This window comes from Paraburkholderia sp. BL18I3N2, assembly GCF_003001875.1.
GTDB lineage: Bacteria > Pseudomonadota > Gammaproteobacteria > Burkholderiales > Burkholderiaceae > Paraburkholderia > Paraburkholderia phytofirmans.
The window spans coordinates 1-21,068 of record NZ_PVNC01000010.1 but is presented as its reverse complement, the minus strand read 5'-3'; the positions used below and the strand labels follow the sequence as shown (position 1 = coordinate 21,068).

At 65.3% G+C, this 21,068-nt stretch carries 16 protein-coding genes, 1 rRNA gene and 2 riboswitches; of the genes, 11 read left to right on the top strand and 6 right to left on the bottom strand.

The genetic code is table 11. From position 1 onward, the window contains the following. Window positions 1-58: 58 nt before the first annotated feature. The 6 genes from B0G75_RS24240 (at window position 59) to B0G75_RS24215 (ending at window position 7,829) form a co-directional block, all read left to right on the top strand. On the top strand, window positions 59-862 hold the full coding sequence (locus B0G75_RS24240) for a peptidoglycan DD-metalloendopeptidase family protein (RefSeq protein WP_106311446.1): 804 nt from the start codon (window positions 59-61) through the stop codon (window positions 860-862). Window positions 863-961: 99 nt separating this feature from the next. Further along, a complete protein-coding gene (locus B0G75_RS24235; RefSeq protein ID WP_106311443.1) occupies window positions 962-1,600 on the top strand; it encodes a septal ring lytic transglycosylase RlpA family protein in 639 nt (212 codons plus the stop codon). A gap of 846 nt (window positions 1,601-2,446) precedes the next feature. Beyond that, the gene (locus B0G75_RS24230) at window positions 2,447-3,184 is read left to right on the top strand and encodes a response regulator transcription factor (RefSeq protein WP_106311440.1); all 738 of its coding nucleotides are present in this window, start codon (window positions 2,447-2,449) and stop codon (window positions 3,182-3,184) included. After that, window positions 3,181-4,635: a FecR domain-containing protein gene (locus tag B0G75_RS24225; RefSeq protein ID WP_106311437.1), complete on the top strand. Its 1,455-nt coding sequence runs from the start codon at window positions 3,181-3,183 to the stop codon at window positions 4,633-4,635. Before B0G75_RS24230 ends, B0G75_RS24225 begins: the two co-directional genes overlap by 4 nt. Before the next feature lie 66 nt (window positions 4,636-4,701). Further along, window positions 4,702-7,188, top strand: a complete 2,487-nt coding sequence (locus B0G75_RS24220) for a CHASE2 domain-containing protein (protein WP_106311434.1) — start codon at window positions 4,702-4,704, stop codon at window positions 7,186-7,188. 32 nt (window positions 7,189-7,220) lie between these two features. Next, window positions 7,221-7,829, top strand: coding sequence for a DUF4136 domain-containing protein (locus B0G75_RS24215; RefSeq protein WP_106311431.1), 609 nt, complete (start codon window positions 7,221-7,223; stop codon window positions 7,827-7,829). Between the two features lie 12 nt (window positions 7,830-7,841). Here the strand turns inward: B0G75_RS24215 and bluB are convergent, their stop codons facing one another. The 5 genes from bluB to cobA are packed head-to-tail and all read right to left on the bottom strand — an operon-like array spanning window position 7,842 to window position 11,641. Continuing rightward, window positions 7,842-8,501: a 5,6-dimethylbenzimidazole synthase gene (gene bluB, locus B0G75_RS24210; protein WP_106311428.1), complete on the bottom strand. Its 660-nt coding sequence runs from the start codon at window positions 8,499-8,501 to the stop codon at window positions 7,842-7,844. Next, entirely contained in the window at window positions 8,485-9,783 is a 1,299-nt protein-coding gene (locus tag B0G75_RS24205) for a cobyrinate a,c-diamide synthase (RefSeq protein WP_106311425.1), read from the bottom strand. Before B0G75_RS24205 ends, bluB begins: the two co-directional genes overlap by 17 nt. A 3-nt stretch (window positions 9,784-9,786) precedes the next feature. Next, on the bottom strand, window positions 9,787-10,389 hold the full coding sequence (cobO, locus tag B0G75_RS24200) for a cob(I)yrinic acid a,c-diamide adenosyltransferase (RefSeq protein ID WP_012426872.1): 603 nt from the start codon (window positions 10,387-10,389) through the stop codon (window positions 9,787-9,789). Further along, a complete protein-coding gene (locus tag B0G75_RS24195; RefSeq protein WP_106311422.1) occupies window positions 10,386-10,868 on the bottom strand; it encodes a cobalamin biosynthesis protein in 483 nt (160 codons plus the stop codon). The genes cobO and B0G75_RS24195 overlap by 4 nt, the downstream gene beginning before the upstream one ends. After that, entirely contained in the window at window positions 10,865-11,641 is a 777-nt protein-coding gene (cobA, locus tag B0G75_RS24190) for a uroporphyrinogen-III C-methyltransferase (protein WP_106311920.1), read from the bottom strand. The genes B0G75_RS24195 and cobA overlap by 4 nt, the downstream gene beginning before the upstream one ends. 238 nt (window positions 11,642-11,879) lie before the next feature. Next, window positions 11,880-12,129, bottom strand: a riboswitch (cobalamin riboswitch). Window positions 12,130-12,196: 67 nt separating this feature from the next. Beyond that, a riboswitch (cobalamin riboswitch) is annotated at window positions 12,197-12,490 on the top strand. A gap of 189 nt (window positions 12,491-12,679) precedes the next feature. Here cobA and cobW point away from each other — a divergent pair. The 4 genes from cobW to B0G75_RS24170 all read left to right on the top strand — a co-directional run bounded on the left by cobW (window position 12,680) and on the right by B0G75_RS24170 (window position 19,340). Beyond that, a complete protein-coding gene (cobW, locus tag B0G75_RS24185; RefSeq protein ID WP_106311419.1) occupies window positions 12,680-13,771 on the top strand; it encodes a cobalamin biosynthesis protein CobW in 1,092 nt (363 codons plus the stop codon). Window positions 13,772-13,777: 6 nt separating this feature from the next. Further along, entirely contained in the window at window positions 13,778-17,587 is a 3,810-nt protein-coding gene (cobN, locus tag B0G75_RS24180) for a cobaltochelatase subunit CobN (protein WP_106311416.1), read from the top strand. Continuing rightward, window positions 17,584-18,657 (top strand): ATP-binding protein, encoded by a 1,074-nt coding sequence (locus B0G75_RS24175; RefSeq protein ID WP_106311413.1) that lies wholly within the window; start codon window positions 17,584-17,586, stop codon window positions 18,655-18,657. The genes cobN and B0G75_RS24175 overlap by 4 nt, the downstream gene beginning before the upstream one ends. Window positions 18,658-18,743: 86 nt before the next feature. Beyond that, a complete protein-coding gene (locus B0G75_RS24170; RefSeq protein WP_106311410.1) occupies window positions 18,744-19,340 on the top strand; it encodes a VWA domain-containing protein in 597 nt (198 codons plus the stop codon). 35 nt (window positions 19,341-19,375) lie between these two features. On the opposite strand, the gene B0G75_RS24165 is transcribed toward B0G75_RS24170, so the two are convergent. Then, the gene (locus B0G75_RS24165) at window positions 19,376-20,320 is read right to left on the bottom strand and encodes a flagellar brake protein (protein WP_106311408.1); all 945 of its coding nucleotides are present in this window, start codon (window positions 20,318-20,320) and stop codon (window positions 19,376-19,378) included. A 676-nt stretch (window positions 20,321-20,996) separates the two neighbouring features. Here B0G75_RS24165 and B0G75_RS24160 point away from each other — a divergent pair. Beyond that, window positions 20,997-21,068: ribosomal RNA gene (locus B0G75_RS24160) — 16S ribosomal RNA — on the top strand; the annotation flags it as partial.

The window sequence follows — 21,068 nt, the reverse complement described above, 5'->3', positions numbered from 1 at the left end:
GTGACGATGCGGGCCGGCGCAGGTCGCCGGCCCGGTTCGATTGACCCGGATCTCCCCGATGAAAACCTGTTCGTCCCGTTTTGCCAAATCGGGCTCTTCCGTGCTGTTCGCGTTATTGCTGGCCGCGTCGTTGACAAGTTGTGCGTTGCCCGCGCCGTGGGCAGGTCCGACCCATGTCGACCAGGCGCCGCCGCCCGCGACCGCATTCTCGAATGCGCCGACACCGGTGCCCGCTTCGCAAGTCCCGGCGGGCTTCTACCGCGTCAATCCCGGCGATACGCAGATCGGCGTCGCCAAGGCGTTCGGTCGCGAGCCTTCGGCGCTCGCGCAGTGGAACCACTTGGCACCCACCGACGGCCTGCGCGTCGACCAGATGCTGCGCGTCGCGCCGCCGCTGGTGGCCGGCGCACCGGCCGCAACCGGCGCTCCTTCAAATTCGCTTGAACAGGCGCGCGCCATCTTCGCGGATAGCCCGAGCGAGCCGGCGTCCGCAAAGGCACGACTCGCATGGCCGGTGAGCGGTCAGGTGAGCGCGCCGTTCGTGTCGGGCAAGACGAAGGGGATCTTGATAGGCGGGCGCGTCGGCGAATCCGTGCGGGCGTCGGCGGGCGGCCGGGTGGTTTACGCGGGCGGGCGCATCGCGGCGTACGGCAAGCTGATCATCATCAAGCACGACGCCCACCTGCTGACGGCGTACGGCAGCAACCGCACGCTGCTCGTCAAGGAAGGCGCGGACGTCAAGGCAGGCGAGGTGATCGCCGAAATGGGCGCGGACGCCAAAGGCCAGGCGTCGTTGCGCTTCGAAGTGCGCGCGGACGGCAAACCGGTCGATCCGCTCAAATACCTCCCGAAACGCCAGTAACGCGGCGCGCTCGCGGCCTCGCCGCTCATCCGCAGTGACCTTGAACTCGAACGCGACGCGCAGCCTGCGGCAGGCAGTGCGCCGCGCGACGTGATGCCTATGACTTCCTCTCCACATTGCTTTGCGGCGTGCCGGCGCGCGTCGGCAGTCCTGGTGCTCGGCGCGCTGCTCGCGCTCGCCGGATGCGCGCAGCCGGACGCCGGTCGCGATTCGCTGAGCGGCAGTGTTGCCGTCGACCGCTTCGGTCGCAGTGCTGCACAGCACGCGGGGCAAGCCGGCAACTCCGGCGACCGCGGTGACCGCGGCGCATCGCGCATATCGCACGCAGCGGACAGCGCGAGCGACGAGCCGCCGCCCGATCCATCGCGGAACGACGATGCCGCATCGTCCATACCCGCCTGCGCCTGCGGCAACACTTTCCGGCAAACGGGTAGGGCTACGTGGTACGGCAAGCCGTTCCAAGGACGCCGCACCGCGAGCGGCGAGCGCTACGACATGCACGCGCTCACGGCGGCGCATCGCACCTTTCCGCTCGGCACCTGCGTACGGGTAACGGTGCTCAACGGCGCGCGCTCGGTGATCGTTCGTATCAACGATCGCGGACCGTTCGTGCGTGGCCGGATCATCGATTTATCGTATGCCGCCGCGCAGGCGCTCGGCCTTGCTTCGACGGGCAATGCGCAGGTCACGCTGGAACGCGTCGCGACCGCACGCCACTGCCTGGATGGCGGCGCCTGATGCCGATCGTGATTACGGAAAAGTCAAAGCCGGCCAGATGGCCAATTGATTGAAGGCTGCCGTAAGCGTCAGACGACCGGCATCGACTGTAACAAATCGCTGCGTATGTAAATTTCCCAATGCCGACGCTTCAACTCATACGATTTTCAGCGCATATGGCGCAAGCTCTCCCTTACGCACGAATTACGTCCGACGTAATAACTACCTCGCTGCCGGTTACAAAGGCAGTTTTTTCATCTTGAGCTAGATTTTATGACCGGCTAATTTCACTTTACTCGTGCGGCTAGACCCCTTGCGAGCGTGTGATGTTTTGAGCGGCGCCGGCCTTTGAATGAGGCCACGCCGCATTTTTTTGTCCGGATCGCGAGCCCCTTGGTTTGACAATCTTTAAACGATTTATTTTGAGACTGTTCCTATACTGACTCGCAAATTGTCAAATCGCCGCGAGCTGAATGCAGAACGCGGCCTGAAAAGACAACGGCGGACGGGGCCAATCACCGCGCAGGCGAGACCAGCCGACCCGAACCACCACCCGAGTGGTCGATACCAATAAATGACGTCGCATAGCCGGACCGGATAGCGGCTTAATCGCATCCGGAAAACAGCGGCCGTTTTTCGATTATGATGGCCTTCCCCTCGTACCTCGCGCGATAAAGCGAATCACGCGTCCTAATATCGAGATGGCAGCGGAAGGCCTGAACAGGGCGCAAGGCAAAGGACCACTAGTCGAAAATGTGCAGCGGAAGATGAAATTGGAAGCCGGATCGTCGGTGCTTACGCCGTCATCCCGGTCATCTGCCGGCTAGCCGGCCACCAGTTACGAATGATGTCGCGTTGCGGGGTGTTATGAGAATTGCTGTCCTGGATGACGATTCGGCTCAGGCCGACCTGGTTTGCCAAACGCTGTCGGCGGCGGGCCATATTTGTCACGCATACGGTGCGGGCCGCGAACTGGTGCGGCAGTTGCGGCGCCAGACGTTCGATCTGCTGGTGCTCGACTGGAACGTGCCCGACATGTCGGGCGAAGAGGTGCTGCGCTGGGTGCGCGAAAGCCTCTCCGAGCGTCTGCCGGTTCTGTTCATGACGAGCCGCGGCCGCGAAACCGACATCACGTCGATTCTCAACACGGGCGCGGACGACTACGTCGTCAAACCGGTGTCCGCAGCGGTCTTGCTGGCGCGCGTCGGTTCACTGCTGCGCCGCGCATACCATCTCAAGCCGGCCGCCGCGAAGGAAGTCTTCGGCGAATTCGAATTCGATCTGGGCGCCAAGCACGTGGTGGCGCGCGGCACGACGGTCGCCGTCACGCAGAAGGAATTCGAACTCGCGCTTCTGCTGTTTCAGCATCTGAGCCGGCCGCTGTCGCGCGCGCATATTCTGGACGTGATCTGGAAGCAGGCGACCGACATTCCGTCGCGCACCATGGACACCCACGTGTCGATGTTGCGCAGCAAGCTCGGCCTGCGCCCGGAGCAGGGCTATCGGCTGACGCCGATTTACGGCTATGGCTACCGGCTGGAGCGAATCGATTCCGCCACGCCGCCAGCGGCGGCCGGCGAACGCCCTGAAGCGGGGGAGGCGTGACGCTTTCCGTCGCTGGGGCGGCGCGCGGCAGCCTGGTCTCGCGCGGCCGCCGCAGCGGCGCATGGCTCGCGGCCGCCGGCCTGCTCGCGATGACCTGTTTTGGGCCGGTGTCGGCGTCCGCGCAAGCGCCGCGCTCGCCGAAGCCGCGTGCGAAAGCCGCCGCCCCGGCCTATGTCTCGTATCTGACCCACGATGGCGATACGCTCTACGAGATCGCCGGCCGCTATATGCGCGACCCGAGCGATTGGGCCGTGCTGAGCCGCCTGAATCATGTGCCGGCGCCGCGCCGCATGCCGGCCGGCATCGCGTTGCTTCTGCCCGCCGACAAGCTCAAACAGGAACAGGAATCCGCTCGCGTGATCGCGACCAGCGGGCCCGCCGAGCACGCGTTCGGCAAGAACCCCTACGTGCCGCTCGCCGAAGGCACGACGCTCGGCGAAGGCGACCGCGTGCGCACCGGCGACGACGGTTTTGTGACGCTGGAATTGCCGGACGGCTCGCACGTCACGGTAGGGCAGAACGGCCTGCTGGATATCGGCACGTTGAGGCGCACCACACTGACCGGCGCCGGCGATCGCATGCTCGAACTGCGCAGCGGCGAAGTCGAAAGCCAGGTCACGCACGCGACCAAAAAGGACGACCGCTTCCAGATCCGCTCGCCGTCCGTTGTGGCGGGCGTGCGCGGCACGCGCTTCAAGGTCGCCTACGACGGCGACGCCCGAACCACCGCGGTGGAAGTGCTGGACGGCGCGGTTGGCGTCGACCCTGCCGCGCTCGGCGGTCGCGCTTTTGCGCCGCCACCCGGCGCGCCGCTGCAGGCCTCCTCGCAACTCGTGAAGGCGCGCTTCGGCAGTGTGACGCAGGCGGGCGGCACAATCGGCGATCCGGTCGAATTGCTGCCCGCGCCGGCGCTCACGCAGCCGGCCAAGCTGCAGGACGGCAAAACGGTTGCGTTCGACCTCGTGCCGGCCGACCGCGCGGTGGCCTACCGCGTGCAGATCGCGCGCGACGCCGACCAGCTCGACCTGATCCGCGACCAGCGCGTGAGCGAGCCGCACGCGGATTTCGGCGACCTGGCCGACGGCACCTATTTCGTACGCATCGCCGCGGTCGACGCCCACGGTCTCGAAGGCTTGCCGCAGGTGTACGCGTTCGAACGCCGCCAGTTCGGCTTGGCCGCGTCGGCGCAGCAGCGGGCCGGCAGCCGCGACTATGAATTCCGCTGGTTCGTCAGCCGTGGCACGGTCGAGACACGCTTCCGTTTCGTGCTGGCGAGCACGGCCGATCTGCGCCATCCGCTCGTGGACCGCACCGATCTGTCGGGCGGTCAACTGATCGTGAGCGATCTGCCGGCCGGCGTCTATTACTGGACGATCGTCGCCGAGCAGTTCGAGAACGGCCGCTTCTACGAAAAGAGCAGTGCGGTGCGCTCGTTTACGCTTGCGCGCTGACGCTGGTAGATTCACGGGGCTGAGCCATGCGTCAGTCCGCTTCCTGGTTTCGAACCAAGCAACCCTTTGCCGACCACACCTACGCGCCTGAGCCTCGATCCGCGCGCCCGTCTCGGACGGCGCGCCGGCCGCCGCTTCCTGATCGAATGGGTGGGCATCGGCTGTCTCGGCATCGTGGTGATTCTGCTCAGTTCGCTCGGGCGTCTGAGCGCGAGCGTCGATCATCTGGTCTACGACCGCTTGCTGAGCCTGCGTGCGCAACCTCTGCTGCGCGATATCGTGGTGATCGAAATCGACAATGCGAGCATCGCGCAACTCGGCCGCTGGCCATGGCCGCGCAGTGTTCACGCGAAGCTGCTGGAACAGATCGCCGGCGCGCAACCCGCCGCGGTCATCTACGACGTGCTGTTCACCGAAGCCAATCCGCAAGACGCCGAACTCGCCCGCGCCATTGCGCTGAGTCCGACCTATCTGCCGATCTTGCTCACCACGCCCGATGACAGCGGCCGCCGCGTCGTGGTCGAGCCGGTGGCGCCGCTCGCGCATGCGGCGGCGGGGCTCGGCCATATCAATCTCGAAGTCGACCGCGACGGCATCGTGCGCAGCGTCGCGCGCTACGAGGGCGACGCCGATTCACGCTGGCCGCAATTGATGGTGCCGGTTGCCCAGGCGGCGGAGCATGGCTCGCTCCATCTGAACGGCTCACAGCGCGGCCACGCTTTGCCCGCAGCCGAAACCGACCCCGCAGCCGACGACGGCGGCGAACGCCGTTTCCTGATCCCATTCGGTCCGAACGCGCAGAACTACACGAAGCTGAGTTTCGCGCGCGTGCTCGCCGGCGATGTGGCGCCGGACCAGTTGCGCGGCCGCATCGTGCTGATCGGCGTGACCGCGTCCGGCTTGTACGACCGTTTCGCGACGCCGGTGGCCGGCAAACTCGGCCCGCTGCCCGGCGTGTACATTCACGCGAACGTGCTCGACACGCTGCTCACCGGCCGTGAGATCGAGCCGGTCTATCCGTGGATTCTGTTCGCGGTGTCGCTCGCGCCGCTTGCCGCGTTGCTGGCCGGATTTCTGGTGTTGTCGCCGCGCCGTTCGTTGCTGCTGACCGGCGCATTGTGTCTGCTCGCGGCGGCCGGCAGCGCCGCCTTGCTCTACGGCGCGCGGCTCTGGATGTCGCCGGTGCCGGCGATCGTGGGTCTCGTGGCCGTCTATCCGATCTGGAACTGGCGGCGCCTCGAAATGACGATGGCCTATCTGCGCGAAGAACTGCAGCGTCTTGCCGACGAACCTCATCTGCTGCCCGAAACGCCGCAGCGCCGCCGCGAGTTTGGGGGCGACGTGCTGGAGCAGCACATGGCGCTGATGGCGCAGGCCGCGCAGCGCGTGCAGGACATGAAGCGTTTCGTGTGGGACAGCCTCGACAGCATGCCCGAGCCGATCCTCGTGAGCGACGTGCGCGGCGTCGTGCTGATCGCGAACCATGCCGCCAAGGCGCATTTCGCGCGTCTCGGCGCGCCGCTGCCTGAAGGCCGTCCGATGCAGGCCGTGTTGGGCGGCCTGACGCTCGTGAAGACGATCGACACCGATGCCGCGTCGGATGCCGAAAACAATCTGCTCGCCCGCACGCACTGGCCGGCGCCGCTCGATCCCACGCGCCACGAATTCGCCGCGCTGATGGCGCACGGCGTCGAAGTGCGCGACGCCCATGAGCGCGACCATTTGCTGCGCTACGCGAACTGCACCAACGAGCAGGGCGAGACCACCGGCTGGATCGCGGGCCTCGTCGACGTGTCGGCCTTGCATGCGGCCGAGCGTCAGCGCGAAGACGCGCTGCGGCTCCTCTCGCACGACATGCGTTCGCCGCAGGCGTCGATTCTCGCGCTGGTGGAGATCGAGCGTGCCCGCCGCGAGCCGGTGCTTGCGCGCGGTTTGCTCGAGCGCATCGAACGCTACGCGCAGCGCGCGCTGACGCTGGCCGACGACTTCGTGCAACTGGCGCGCGCCGAATCGCAAACCTACGTGCTCGAACCGGTGAGTCTCGCCGAGTTGCTGATCGACGCGAGCGACGAAGTCTGGCCGCAGGCACACGCCAAGCGCATCACGCTGCACACGGAGACAGGCGCTGCCGACGACGGCCACTGGATCTGCGCCGACCGTTCGCTGATGACGCGCGCGCTCGTCAACATTCTGAACAACGCGGTCAAGTACAGTCCGCCCGATACGCGGATCGTGTGCAGCCTCGCGAGCCTCACGCCGAAGGGCGTGCCGGGCGCTGCGATGCGTGTGTCGTGCACGATTCGCGATCAGGGCTACGGCATTCCGAAAGAGCAGCAGGCGGGGCTGTTCGAGCGCTTCCGGCGGTTTCACGAAACCGAGCGGCCGGAAGTGGGCGGCGCGGGGCTCGGCATGGCCTTCGTCAAGACGGTCGTCACGCGCCATGGCGGCGATGTCGAGGTGGCCAGCGAACCCGGCCAGGGCACGGCATTCACGATCTGCCTGCCGGTGCTCGAAGACGCACAATCGGGCGCGTCCTTCACACCGCTCCCATGATGTATGACTAAGCACCTTATCCAAGCGAGAAGATGGTGAAAGCGATCCTGATCTGTGCCGTCCTGGCCGCGGCGAGTCTCACCGGCTGCGCGGGCCTGAGCGCCGATGTGCATACCGCCGACGCCACGAACGCGGCCGCCGCGCTGCAAGGCGAGCGGACTTACGCGATCGCGCGCATGCCGTCGCAGGAAGCCGGCGCGGATCATCCGCAATTCGAGAGCCTGTTGGTGGACGAGTTGGCGAAGCAGGGCTTCGTCGCGGCGACGGCTGAAAGCGCGCGTTATCTGCTCTCAGTCGCCTACGACACGCGGCCGGCGACGATCGGCGTCAATGAAAACGGCTGCGCGTCGGGCAACTGCCGACGCGGGCCCGCTGCGCCGTTCTCGCTGTTCGGCGGCCCCGCGTACCAGCACGCGCTGACGCTGCGGTTTTTCGAGCGCGCGAGCGGACAGGAAGTCTACAAAGTCAGCGCGGTGAGCAGCGATCGCGACGCGGACCCACTGCACGCCATGCCGGCGCTCGTCAAAAGCGCGCTCGCCAGATTTCCCTTCGATGCGCCGCCAGATTGGCACGTGAAATTGCGCGCCGATGAAACTGGCGGCGTGCCGACGGTGACGTCGGTGAAGCCGCTTCAGCCGTAACGCGCGTCGAGATCAATCCGGCGCATCGTTGTCTTCCGGCCAGCGGTTTTCGAACACGCAATCGGCGAGCGGCACACGGCTCGCCCAGCGTTCGGTTTCCAGCATCGGCTCGCTATAAAACCGGTCGACGTGGCCGAGACACAGAATCGCCACGGGACGCGAGCCCTCGGGCATGCGCAGCAGTTGGCGAACCGCATTGACGTCGAACAGCGACACCCAGCCCATGCCGAGACCTTCGGCGCGCGCGGCGAGCCACATGTTCTGGATCGCGCACGCCACCGACGCGAGGTCCATCTCCGGCAAGGTGCGGCGGCCGAAGATGTGGCGCTCGCGGCCGTCCATCAGCGCCATCACCAGCAGTTCGCCGCAATCCAGCATGCCTTCCACTTTCAGCTTCATGAACTCTTCGCGGCGTTTGCCGAGCGCATCGGCGGTGGCGAGCCGTTCGCTTTCCACCGCGTCGTGCAAGGCCGTGCGCAGCGCGGGATCGGTGATCCGCGCGATCCGCCACGGCTGCATGAAGCCGACGCTCGGCGCGTGATGCGCCGCGTCGAGCAGGCGCTGCAACACGGCCGGATCGACTGGATCGCGCAAGAAATGGCGCATGTCGCGGCGTTCGTAAATCGCGCGGTAGACGGCGTCGCGCTCGGAATCGTTAAAAGGCTTCGCCATGGAACAGGGCGGCCGTGAAGGCCGGGTTGGAGGGCCAATAAGCGTGCATGTAAGTCGCCACGATCGAGCCGGCGCGATAAATGGCCTCGCCGGGTGCGTCGCCCTGCGGCCTTGTGGCCGAGCGCAGCGGCGTGAGCGAAGTGTTCAGCTTCGAGTAGTGAAACGTGTGGCCGGTCATCGGCCCGTGCAGGCTGTCGATCTGTTGCATGCCGAGCGCGGTGAAGCGCGTTTGCATGGTCGCGTGGCCGGGCAGCAGGCCGAGCATCGGCGTGGTCACGCCGCGCGTGTCGGTGAGTTGGTCTAGCAGATAGAGCATGCCGCCGCATTCGGCGACGAGCGGTTTGCCGGCAGCCGCGTGCGCGTGAACGCTTGCGGCGCTGCGGGTGTTGTTCGCAAGCACGGCGGCGTGCAGTTCTGGATAGCCGCCTGGAAGATACAAAGCGTCGGCGTGTTCGGGCAGTGCCTCGCCCGCGAGCGGCGAGAAGAAGGCGAGCTGCGCGCCGAGTGCTTCCAACAGCGCGAGGTTGGCCGGATAGATGAACGAGAACGCGGCGTCGCGCGCAATGGCAATCGTCTTGCCGTCCAGCAGGCGCGGCAGGACCTCGGGTGTGGGCGCGCCGAACTCGACAGGCAGTGGTAATTCGCCGAGCGCGGTGCGGCCTAAAGTGTCAGCGGCGTGATCGAGGCGCGCGTCGAGGTCGTCGATTTCGTCTGCCTGATGCAAGCCGAGGTGACGATCGGGCAGCGTCATTTCATCGCTGGCGGCGATGTGTCCGCACCAGCGCAATTCCGGCGGCAACGCTTCTTCGAGCATCTGCGCATGCCGCGCGGAGCCGACGCGATTGGCGAGCACGCCGTAAAACGGCACCTGCGGCCGGAATCGCGCGAGACCGAAAGCAACCGCGCCGAAGGTCTGCGCCATCGCCTTCGCCGAAATCACCGCGAGCACCGGCACGCCGAACGTGGTGGCGAGATCGGCGCTGCTCGGCGTGCCGTCGAACAGACCCATCACGCCTTCGATCAGGATCAGGTCGGCCTCGGCGGCCGCTTGCGCGAGCAGCGTGCGGCAGGCGGCTTCGCCCACCATCCATAGATCGAGCGAGAGGACCGGCGCGCCGCTGGCGCGCGCCAGAATCATCGGGTCGAGAAAGTCTGGTCCGGTCTTGAAGACGCGCACGCGTCGCCCCAGCCGCCGATGGTAGCGCGCGAGACCCGCCGTGATCGTGGTCTTGCCTTGACCCGAGGCGGGCGCGCTGATGAACAGGGCGGGGCACGCGGCCATCGCTCAGAACTCCACGCCGCGCTGCGCTTTCACGCCTTGCTCGCGATACGGATGCTTGACGATGCGCATTTCGGTGACGAGGTCGGCGGCTTCGATCAATGCATCCGGCGCGTGACGGCCGGTCACCACCACGTGCAACATCGGCGCGCGCGCGTTGATTACCGACAGCACTTCGTCGAGCGGCAGGTATTCGTACTTGAGCACCGTGTTCAACTCGTCGAGGATCACCATCTGGTACTCGCCGCTTTCGATCATGCGGCGCGCTTCGTCCCAGCCTTTGCGCGCGGTCGCGATGTCGGCGTCGCGGTTCTGCGTGTTCCAGGTGTAGCCGTCGCCCATCGTGACGAAATCGCAGTTGGCGATCGCACCGAGAAAGTCGCGCTCAGAAGTGTGCAGCGCGCCTTTGATGAACTGCACGACGCCGAGACGCATGCCGTGGCCGAGCACACGCACGGCCATGCCGAACGCAGCGGTGGTTTTGCCTTTGCCCGTGCCGGTGTTGACGATCAGCAGGCCTTTTTCGACGGTGGCGTTGGCCTGTTTTTTCTCGTGGCCCTCGCGGCGGCGCTCGGTCATGCGTTGATGCGATTCGGGGTCGGTCTTCATGGCAGGTCCTGTTTCTGTGTGTCGTCGTCTGAGTGTTTGGCGTGAGCGGCATGAGCGGCGTGAGCCGTGGTCGAGGCGATCGCCACGGTCACGCCTGCATAAGCGGTTTTGCGCACGAGGAGGGTGGCGCGCGGCGCATTGCCTATGACAGATTCACCGAGCCCGGCCCCGGCGTCGGCCGCCGCGCCAAGCAGCGCGCACGGCTCGCAGACGCCGTCCACGCCGAGGTGCTCGCGCGCTGCCGCCGAAGGCACCGCGACGGGCATCGCCGCGATCTGTTCAAGGCTGAAGAATGTCAGCGGCAGCGCATGCCGCGCGCAGAATTCGAGCAGGCCCGCTTCGCGGGCTTTGGTATCGAGCGAGGCGACGGTACGGATTTCGTCGAACGAATGCGCGCCGAGCGCGGCGCGCACAGCGGCTTCGATCTGCTCAGCCCGGCTGTGCAAACGGCAGCCGATGCCGACGCTCAGCGTTTTCATCGCGTATCCGTTCCGTCCGTGCGCGGTGTCGCGGCGAGTTCCGCATGCGCCGCCTCACGCGCCAATGCGAGCGACGCCACCCCGCCGATCACCACGATCGCCGGCGAGCCGAGTCCGGCACGCGCGACGGTGTCGGCGAATTCACCGAGCCGCGCGAGCGCATGGCGTTGCTCGGGGCGCGTGGCCGATTCGATCGCCGCGCACGGCGTGTCGGCGCTCATGCCGGCCGCGAGCAGCGCGCCGACGATATCGTTGAGCCGCCGCATGCCCATATAGATCACGAGCGTCATGCGCGTGGCCACGAGCGCGGCCCAGTCCGGCTCGCCGCTGCCCGCGCCGTGCCCTGTGACGAACACCACACCCTGCGCGTGATCGCGATGCGTGACCGGAATCCCGATCGCCGCGGGCGCCGCAATCCCGGCCGTGATGCCGTTGATGACTTCCACCTCGATACCCGCCGCGTGCAGCGCCTGCTGTTCTTCGCCGCCACGGCCGAATACGAACGGATCGCCGCCTTTCAAACGCGCGACGCTACGCCCGGCCCGCACATGTTCGAGCATCTGCGCGACGATGCCTTCCTGCGGTGTGGACGGATGACCGCCGCGTTTGCCCACGTAGACGACCAGCGCGTCGGCGCGCGCGAATTGCAGCACCTCGGGATTCACTAGATCGTCGACCAGCACGACATCGGCTTGCGCCAATGCGCGGGTGGCCTTGATGGTCATGAGTTCGACGTCGCCGGGGCCGGCGCCGATCAGCCAGGCGCGGGTCATCGCGGCGTGCATGGCGGGCGCCATGTCGTGACAAGCGGGAAGGGGTAAAACGCGAAGGGTCGCCAGGCGGCGGACTTTGGGGTCATGCAATGCTACGGATTCAGGCACGGCGCAATGTGTGGCTCGTAGCGAATTTCACACGAAACTCGCCTACACGGACACACTGCGTCGTGCTTCAGCGCCTTCACATCCGTCCCTCGCGGATTCCGGCGGCCGGCGGCGCGATGATGCCCTGAGGTTCGCCGCCTCCGCGTCTGGCCGGTATCCGGGCTGGCGGCCTCACGCGCTTTGCCTTCCCGTCCGCATTCGCTGGAATTGCCGGACAGTGGCTTAAAAAACGCATGCGCGGCGCAAGTCGATTCAACATCGCGCCGCAGGTCGCTTACCGTTGCGGGGACAGCACAGGTTGGGCGCTCTGAGCGCTGCCTGTTTCCCGTTTAACTGCACACGCGAATGCATGTGCGGGCACCAAACGCGCGCATACGATAGCACATGGCGCCCCGCCCGATAAGCGCTTGCGGCTTGCGTTTCCTTGACGGCACCCGGCTGCGGGCCTACACTCGCACGCACTTTGGTGCTCGTGTGCGCGCTCGTGCGCACGCAGTTAAACGGGAAACAGGGTGCCCACCTGCCATGGATCGGGTCAACCTGTGCTGCCCCCGCAACGGTAAGCGAAATGTGGTGCTGACTGCAGCATTAAACGCAGTCGATCGGCACCGCGGAGCCGGCTTCGATGTCCACGCGCAAGGCCGCGTCGGCATATCACCACTGGGCGAGAAATCACTCGCCCGGGAAGGGGAAGCGGCGCTTTCGCCAGCCCGGATACCGGCCAGATAACGAAGGACGAACGCCGCGGGGATGCGGCGCTGCGTTCATGACCTCACTCCCGCTTTCTGTTTTCTGTTGTCGCGGCAACGCCGTCGTTCGTCCCCGTGTTTCGATATTGTCGTGGCTGACCGGGCGTGCGCTCCGTTTGCCCCGGCATAAGCTGAAAAACACGCCGGCGTGCAACGTGCAACTCCTACGGATGGACTCACGATGCAAACTCAAATGCGCAAGATCCCCGTCACCATCGTTACGGGCTTTCTCGGCAGCGGCAAGACCACGCTGCTGCGGCATATTCTTCAGCATGCGGGCGGCAAGCGCATCGCGGTGATCGTCAACGAATTCGGCGAGCTCGGCATTGACGGGGAAATTCTCAAGGGTTGCGGCATCGGTTGCGATGAAAACGGTGTCGAGACCGAAGGCCAACTGTATGAACTCGCGAACGGCTGCCTGTGCTGCACCGTGCAGGAAGAGTTTTTCCCGGTGATGGAAAAGCTCGTGGAGCGCCGCGAGCAGATCGATCACGTGTTGATCGAGACCTCGGGCCTCGCGTTGCCGAAGCCGCTGGTGCAGGCGTTCAACTGGCCGCAGATCAAGAACAGTTTCACCGTGGATGCCGTGGTCACCGTGGTGGACGGCCCGGCCGCGGCAAGCGGTCAGTTTGCGGACAATCCGGTCGCCGTGGATGCGCAACGCAAGGCCGATCCGAATCTCGATCACGAGTCGCCGTTGCACGAATTGTTCGAAGATCAGTTGTCGGCGGCCGATCTGGTGATTCTGAACAAAACGGATTTGCTCGACGACGCGCAGCAAAGCGCGGTTGAAGTTTCGATCCGCGAAGAAATTCCGCCGCAAGTGAAAATCGTTCGCGCGCACATGGGCCAGCTCGATCTGCATACGTTGCTCGGCCTCGAAGCGGCGTCGGAAGACACGATCCACTTGCGCCACGATCACCACGGTTCGGCCGACGACGCCGACCACCATCACGACGAATTCGACTCGGTGGTCGTGCAGGCGAACGCGTCGTCGCGGGAGGCGGTGATCGCCGCGTTGCAACAGCTGGTCGAAACCAACACGATCTATCGCGTCAAAGGTTTTGCGGCGCTGCCGGGCGCGGCGATGCGTCTGGTGATTCAAGGCGTTGGGCGCCGCTTCGACAGCTATTTCGATCGACGCTGGCAACCCGGCGAAAGCGGCCCGAGCCGCTTCGTGCTGATCGGTGAAGACCTCGATCAGCCCGCGTTGCAGCGTGCGTTCGACGCGGCGCTCGGCGTGCGGTCGAGCGCCGAAACGCAACAGGCGTAAGCGCATATGCATCTGCTGCGCACCACGCCGGGCGGTTTCGTCGACGACACGCAAGGCGTGATCCGGATCGATCAGCAGCCCGCGGATATCGTGGTGCTCAGCTCCGCCGACACCACGCTTTCGCTGCTCGCGAGTGTGTTTCCGCGCCTGGGTGAAGGCTTCCCGAGCGTGCGGCTCGCGAACGTCACGTACTTGCGGCAACCGGCGTCGGTGGATTTTTATCTCGAAGACGTCTTGCAGCACGCACGCGTGGTGGTGGTCGATCACCTCGGCGGCGAGGCGTATTGGCCTTACGGCATCGAGCAGGTAGTGGCGCTCGCCGAGCGCAAGCAGCAGACGCTCGCCATGTTCTCCGGCGATCTGCAGGAAGATCCGAACCTGCTCGCGCGCAGCACCGCGAGTGCGGATCTGTGCCATCAACTGTGGCGCTATCTGCGTGAAGGCGGCCCGCAAAATGCCGAGGCGTTTCTGCGTTGTATTGCGCATCGCGCCTTCGGCTGGGGGCGCGAACCTGCGCCGCCGCGCGCGTTGCCCGCCGCAACGCTCTACCATCCCGAGCGCGATATGCCGACCATGGCCGACTGGCAGTCGCGCTGGAAACAGGGAGCGCCGGTCGCGGCGATCCTGTTCTACAAGGCGCATCTGCAGGCCGCCAACACGGCGGTGTTCGACGCGCTGATCGACGCACTCGAATCGCAAGGTCTGAATCCGCTGCCGATCGCGATTACCTCGCTGAAAGATGCGATGAGCCGCGATGTCGTGCAATCGCTGTGCGCGCAGCACGAGGTGGCGCTGGTGCTGAATACGACCGCGTTCGCCGCGTCCGCGATCGACGACCCCGAGCCGCTCGCGCTCGCCGGCGACGCGCCGGTGCTCCAGGTGATCCTGAGCGGCGGCAATCGCGAGGATTGGGTCAAGGACAATCACGGTCTCAATTCGCGCGATATCGCCATGCATATCGCGCTGCCGGAAGTGGACGGCCGCATCATCACGCGTGCGATCAGTTTCAAGGGACTCGCGTACCGTTGTCCGCACACGCAGGTCGACGTGGTGCGTTATCAGCCGGATGCCGAGCGGGTAGGTTTTCTCGCCGAATTGAGCCGGCGCTGGTGCCGTCTGCGTTCACTCGACAACGCGGACAAGAAACTCGCGCTGATCCTCGCCAACTATCCGATGAGCGAAGGGCGCATCGGCAATGGCGTGGGGCTCGATACGCCGGCTTCGGTAGTCGGCATTCTGTCGATGCTGCGCGACGAAGGCTATCGTCTCGCGGATTTGCCCACGGACGGCGACGCGCTGCTGAAAAAGCTCACCGAAGGCGTGACCAACGATCCGGTCGTGCGCGATCTGCGCCCCGCGCTGCAAAGCCTCGCGCTCGACGACTATCTGCTGTATTTCAACGCATTACCTCTTGAAGCACGCAACGCGTTGAACGCACGCTGGGGCACGCCAGACCAGGACCCGACGCTGCGGCGCGGCCGCTTCATGATCGCGGGCTGGCGTTGCGGACAGGTGTTCGTCGGCATTCAACCGTCGCGCTCGCGCGAGCAGGGCGACTACGCGAGCTATCACGACGCCGAACTCGTGCCGCCGCATGCGTATCTGGCGTTCTATTTCTGGTTGCGTCACCAGTTCGGCATCGACGCAATCGTGCATGTCGGCAAGCACGGTAATCTGGAATGGCTGCCCGGCAAGAGCGTCGCGTTGAGCGATACGTGCTGGCCCGATCTGATTCTCGGGCCGATGCCGCATCTGTATCCGTTCATCGTCAACGATCCGGGCGAGGGCAGCCAGGCCAAGCGGCGCGCGCAGGCTGTCATCATCGATCATCTGATGCCGCCGCTCACGCGTGCCGAAAGTTACGGACCTTTGCAGGATCTGGAGCGTCAGGTCGACGAATACTATGAAGCGCTGATGGTCGACCCGCGCCGCTCGAAACTATTGCGGCGCACGATTCTGGCGACCATCGTCGAACATAAGCTGCATGAGGAACTGAGTCTCGCGGCGCCGAACGGACAGGACGATGAAGACGCGCTGCTCACGCGCGTCGACGCGTGGCTGTGCGAGTTGAAGGAAGCGCAGATTCGCGATGGCTTGCATACGTTCGGGCAATCGCCTGCTGGCGTGCAGCGGCGCGATACGTTGCTGGCGCTAGGGCGTTTTCCGATCGGCGATGGGCAAGGCGGCAAGGCCGGACTGATCGATGCGCTGGCGCGTGATCTGCAGATGGATCATCTGTTCGACCCGTTGTCGGTGGATTGGTCGGCGGCGTGGGACGGTCCGCGTCCCGAGGTGCTGCAATGCGTGAGCGATGCGCCATGGCGGCACTGCGGCGATACGCGTGAACGGCTGGAATTGCTGGCGGCTGAGTTATTGCGTGGCGTGTGCGGCGATCGAACGGACGCATCAGCAACGGCGTTGCCGCTCGCAGTGAGCTTGCCGCAAGCGGAGCAAGTGATCGAGCGTCTGCGTAACGACGTGCTGCCGCGGCTCGACGCCTGCGGTCCGCAGGAAATGCTTCAGCTAAAGCGTGGCCTCGCAGGCCGTTTCGTGCCGCCCGGGCCGAGCGGTTCGCCGTCGCGTGGCCGGCCCGACGTGCTGCCCACCGGCCGCAACTTCTATTCGGTCGACACGCGCGCGGTTCCCACGCAAGCCGCCTGGTCGCTCGGCTTGAAATCCGCCCAGCAACTGATCGAACGGCATTTGCAGGAGAAGGGCGACTATCCGCGCGCTATCGGTCTGTCCGTTTGGGGCACCGCGACCATGCGCACCGGTGGCGACGATATCGCCCAGGCGCTCGCGTTGCTCGGCGTGCGGCCGAAGTGGGCGCCGGGCAGCCATCGCGTGACCGATTTTGAAATCATGCCGATCGAGGCGTTCGACCGGCCGCGAATCGACGTCACCTTGCGGGTGTCCGGATTCTTCCGCGACGCCTTCGCCAACGTCATGCATTTATTCGACGCCGCCGTGCAAGCCGTCGCCGAACTCGACGAACCCGAGGACCTGAATCCGATTCGCGCGCGCGTGTTGCGCGAACGCGATGCGCTGATCGCGCGCGGCATGGACGCCGCCGAAGCGCGCAAGCGCGCCGGCTGGCGCGTGTTCAGCGCGCGGCCCGGCGCCTACGGCGCGGGCCTGCAGGACATGATCGACTCGCAGCAGTGGCAGACCGACGCCGATCTCGCGAACGCATATCAGGCGTGGGGCGGCTACGCGTACACGCAAAAGAGCGCGGGCGAAGAAGCGCGCCACGCGTTCGGCGCGCGTCTCGCCGCAATGGACGTGGTGCTGCAGAACCAGGACAACCGCGAGCACGACCTGCTCGATTCAAACGATTACTACCAGTTCCAGGGCGGCATGGTCGCCGCGGTGCGGCATCTGGCCGGTGATCAGCCTAGCGTGTATCACGCCGACCACAGCAATCCGGCCGCGCCGCGCGTGCGTACGCTGCACGAGGAGATCGCGCGCGTGATCCGCTCGCGCGTGGTCAATCCGAAATGGCTCGATGGCGTGAAGCGTCATGGATACAAGGGCGCGGCTGAAATCGCCGCGACCGTCGATTATCTGTACGGCTACGATGCGACGGCGCGCGTGATCGCGGATCATCAATATGCGCTCGTGACCGACGCCTATCTGAATGATGCGGACACCCGCGAGTTCTTGCAGCGGCATAACCCGCACGCGTTGCATTCGATCTGCGAGCGCCTGCTCGAAGCCATGCAGCGCGGTTTGTGGCAGGCGCCCGGCGACTATCGCGCGCAAGTCGAACAGCATCTGCTTGCGAGCGAGCAGCAGATCGAAGGAATGCAAACATGAATTCAACGATGAGTGCGACCGCCGCGCGGCCTGTTTTTCCTTTTGCCGCGCTGATCGGCCAGGCGCCGTTGCAGCAGGCGCTGCTGCTGGCCGCCATCGATCCGGGATTGGGCGGCGTGCTGGTCACCGGGCCGCGTGGCACCGCGAAGTCGACCGCGGCGCGCGCGCTGGCCGAGTTGTTGCCGGAAGGGCATCTGGTGAACCTGCCGCTCGGCGCGAGCGAAGATCGCCTGATCGGCACGCTCGATCTCGAAACCGTGTTACGCGACGGATCGGTGCGCTTCTCGCCCGGTCTGCTCGCGAAGGCGCACCGCGGTGTGCTGTATGTGGATGAAGTCAATCTGTTGCCCGACGCGCTCGTCGATGCCTTGCTCGACGCGGCCGCGAGCGGCGTGAATACCGTTGAACGCGATGGCGTATCGCACAGCCACGACGCGAGCTTCGTGCTGATCGGCACGATGAATCCTGAAGAGGGCGAACTGCGGCCGCAATTGATCGACCGTTTCGGCTTGATGGTCGAGTTGCAGAACTGTTTCGAGCCGCGCGTGCGTCAGGCGATCGTGAAGGCGCGGCTCGCGTTCGATCTCGATCCGCAGGGTTTTCGTGCGGGCTATGCGCAGCAGCAGGCGGCTTATGTCGAGCGGATTCGAGTGGCGCGCGAAGCGCTGCCGCAACTCGCATTCGATGACGCCGTGCATGCACATGTGAGCATGCTGTGCATTGCGGCCGCCGTGGATGGTTTGCGCGCCGATCTCGTGATGCTGCGCGCGGCGCGTGCATTGGCGGCGCTCGAACAGGCGGCCGCGGTGACGGCGGAGCATGTCGATCGGGTGGCTGAGGCGGTGTTGGCTCATCGGCGGCATGTTCGCGAGTCGCCGGCCGAAGGCGGCCTGCATGAGGGCGACGCCGAACGTGCGGCTTCTTCCGAAAGCCGGTCCGCATCCGCGGAAGGCAATGGGCCGCCGCCGGCCGCCGCTGCCGCCGATTCGGATTGGGGCTATCTCGCGCCCCAGCCGGCCGCGACCACGCACGTCAAGGGCGTCATTCCACTTAACGTAAAAAAACGCTGAGCCATCGGAAGGGCGCCGCCGCTGACTCGCGCAGCGGTTTCCGATGGTTGCAAGGCGCGGGCGCTGGAGCCGGTACGCGCGGGCGCTTGCGCGGCGAACCGGGCAAACGCATCGACTGGCTGCACACATTCGCTGCGAAGCGCCAGGACGCGTTGCGCGCCGGGCATCTGCGTTTCGCGCATGAGGCTCCGCGCGGCGGCGTGTTGCACTGCTTCGTACTCGATTGCTCCGGTTCCATGCTGGCCGGGCAGCGCCTCGCGCTCGCCAAGGGATTGCTGATCGCCCTGTTCGACCGCGCGAGCGCGGCGCGTGCCGAGGCGGCGCTGGTCTGTTTCGGCGGCGCCGCTGCGGACGTGCGTTTCGGCCCCGCCGTGCCGCGCTGGTGGAACGAGCGGTGGCTGAGCCCAGTGGGCGGCGGAGGCGGCACGCCGCTGACGGCAGGCGTTCAGCGTGCATCCGAACTGCTGGATCGCAGCGCGCGCCGCAAGCCCGGGCAGCAACGCTGGTTGTGGATTCTGACCGATGGCCGCACGCGTGACATGCCGGCGCGGCCGCCGCATGCGGACGAGGTGGTGTTGGTCGATTTCGAGCGCGAGGCGATCCGGCTGGGCCGCTGCGAAATGCTCGCCGATGCTTGGGGCGCGCGGCGTCTGACGCCGGAAGAACTGATGCTGATGGGCTGAGCGGCGCGCGGGCGGTGCCGCTCACGGACGAGCGCTTATTTCAGGCCGTTCGACCAATACACCACATCGTCCTGACGGTCGAACACGAAGACTTTCATCGCCATCTGCTGGGCTGCATCGAGTTGATCGAGTTCGAGCCCGTGCGTCGCAGGCTCGCCGGGGCCGCTGCCTTTCTGCACGTTGCGGATCACCGCCGTGGTTTCGATCTCCGTGTCGAGATCCTTCGACTTCAGGCGAAACGCAACGCGCAACCGGTCGCCGACGGCGCCGAGACTCCATGAGGCAGTCAGCGACATGCCGAGCGCGCTGATGCCTTTCGCGAGTCCGAGGCCTTCATAGGATTCGCCGGTTTCGCCGATGCCGAAACGCACCGCGAGGTGCGCGCGGACGCGGATCGATTTGCGTTCGCGCAGGCGGCGGATCACGCCGGGCTTCGACAGCACGACGTAATCGAACGGCGTGCGGCAGATCGCTTCGATCGTGCAGACGAAACGGAACACCGCGTGGCTCGCGATCGCGACGATTTCGATGTTTTCACCGATGCCGAGCGGGAAGATGCGGCCTTCGTGCATCGGCGGAGTGACGAAGAGCGCATGATTCGGCGCGAAACCGATGATGCGGCACGGATGCATGGGCGTGCCGCTGCCGGGCTGCGAGCGTACACCGATCAATGCACCGATTTCCAGATGCATGTCCTTGAGCGTCAGTTCGCCGTTGGGTTCCGCTTGCGGCTCTGTCTGCAGCGGCGATTGCGTGGCCGCGTCCAGTAAGTCGCCGCGCTGCGGACGGAAGTGCGCGAACAGGAATTTGCGCTCGTCCGTGGTCGCCAGGATGGTGCCGCCGGCGAACAGCAGCGTGCCGTCGGCGTCGACGATCGGCCATTCGAGAGGCGTGCCTACCGGTACTGTTTCCGGATTCAGGCTTGGTGTTTGGGCTGCTGATGAGGCGTCCTCGACGTGTTCCTCGACTGGATTGTCCATGGTCGGCGGCGATTTAAGTTGCGGGATATCTTGGTTGACGGCTGACGTGAGGGAAACTTGAGTTTTTCGCGGCGGCGCCGGTTTTCCAGTTCTTTCGATGCCGCTTCCGGGGATGCGCGGGATGTGTGTCGTGGCTCTATATAGTAAGGCGGCTCCTTGGCTGATTTGATAGCGAGGAGGTGCGGCCGCTGATCGCCTGGTTGGCCGTCACGAGTACGATTGCCTCGTGAGCGCACAATTAAATCGGATGGCTAACTAATTTGACGGCGTTGTGGTGGTGTCTGTTTTCGTGTCTCTCAACTTTCTGAAAAATATTGCGCGAAGGGGGTTGACGACCTGTCGCTCGCTCTCCATAATCTCGTTTCTCTGCTGCTGATGCAGCGACGCAGAACGAAGCGGTGCCGGGTAGTTGGAATGTCAACAGCGCGGTGCCGGTTTGGTAGTGAATGCGGAATCGATCTTTAAAAATTAACAGCCGATAAGTGTGGGCGCTTGATGCGCGACGCGCCGGTGGGGTCCTTCGGGGGCCTGCCGGAGAAGCGAAAGTATCAAGTCTCACACAGTAATGAAAGGAAGGTTTTTTCATTGAAAGATGGAAAGATCATTCGTCAGTACGTTGAGTGAGCGACCGGTTGCGAGCAGGTAACTGCGACAACCGAAAAACAGTAACAGGTTTGAACTGAAGAGTTTGATCCTGGCTCAGATTGAACGCTGGCGGCATGCCTTACACATGCAAGTCGAACGGCAG

Excerpts from the sequence above, each read along its gene's own strand:
- B0G75_RS24240 (WP_106311446.1), top strand. The coding sequence starts at position 59 with ATGAAAACCTGTTCGTCCCGTTTTGCCAAATCGGGCTCTTCCGTGCTG.
- B0G75_RS24235 (WP_106311443.1), top strand. The coding sequence starts at position 962 with ATGACTTCCTCTCCACATTGCTTTGCGGCGTGCCGGCGCGCGTCGGCA.
- B0G75_RS24230 (WP_106311440.1), top strand. The coding sequence starts at position 2,447 with ATGAGAATTGCTGTCCTGGATGACGATTCGGCTCAGGCCGACCTGGTT.
- B0G75_RS24215 (WP_106311431.1), top strand. The coding sequence starts at position 7,221 with ATGGTGAAAGCGATCCTGATCTGTGCCGTCCTGGCCGCGGCGAGTCTC.
- bluB (WP_106311428.1), bottom strand. The coding sequence starts at position 8,501 with ATGGCGAAGCCTTTTAACGATTCCGAGCGCGACGCCGTCTACCGCGCG.
- B0G75_RS24205 (WP_106311425.1), bottom strand. The coding sequence starts at position 9,783 with ATGGCCGCGTGCCCCGCCCTGTTCATCAGCGCGCCCGCCTCGGGTCAA.
- cobO (WP_012426872.1), bottom strand. The coding sequence starts at position 10,389 with ATGAAGACCGACCCCGAATCGCATCAACGCATGACCGAGCGCCGCCGC.
- B0G75_RS24195 (WP_106311422.1), bottom strand. The coding sequence starts at position 10,868 with ATGAAAACGCTGAGCGTCGGCATCGGCTGCCGTTTGCACAGCCGGGCT.
- cobA (WP_106311920.1), bottom strand. The coding sequence starts at position 11,641 with ATGACCCGCGCCTGGCTGATCGGCGCCGGCCCCGGCGACGTCGAACTC.
- cobW (WP_106311419.1), top strand. The coding sequence starts at position 12,680 with ATGCAAACTCAAATGCGCAAGATCCCCGTCACCATCGTTACGGGCTTT.
- cobN (WP_106311416.1), top strand. The coding sequence starts at position 13,778 with ATGCATCTGCTGCGCACCACGCCGGGCGGTTTCGTCGACGACACGCAA.
- B0G75_RS24175 (WP_106311413.1), top strand. The coding sequence starts at position 17,584 with ATGAATTCAACGATGAGTGCGACCGCCGCGCGGCCTGTTTTTCCTTTT.
- B0G75_RS24165 (WP_106311408.1), bottom strand. The coding sequence starts at position 20,320 with ATGGACAATCCAGTCGAGGAACACGTCGAGGACGCCTCATCAGCAGCC.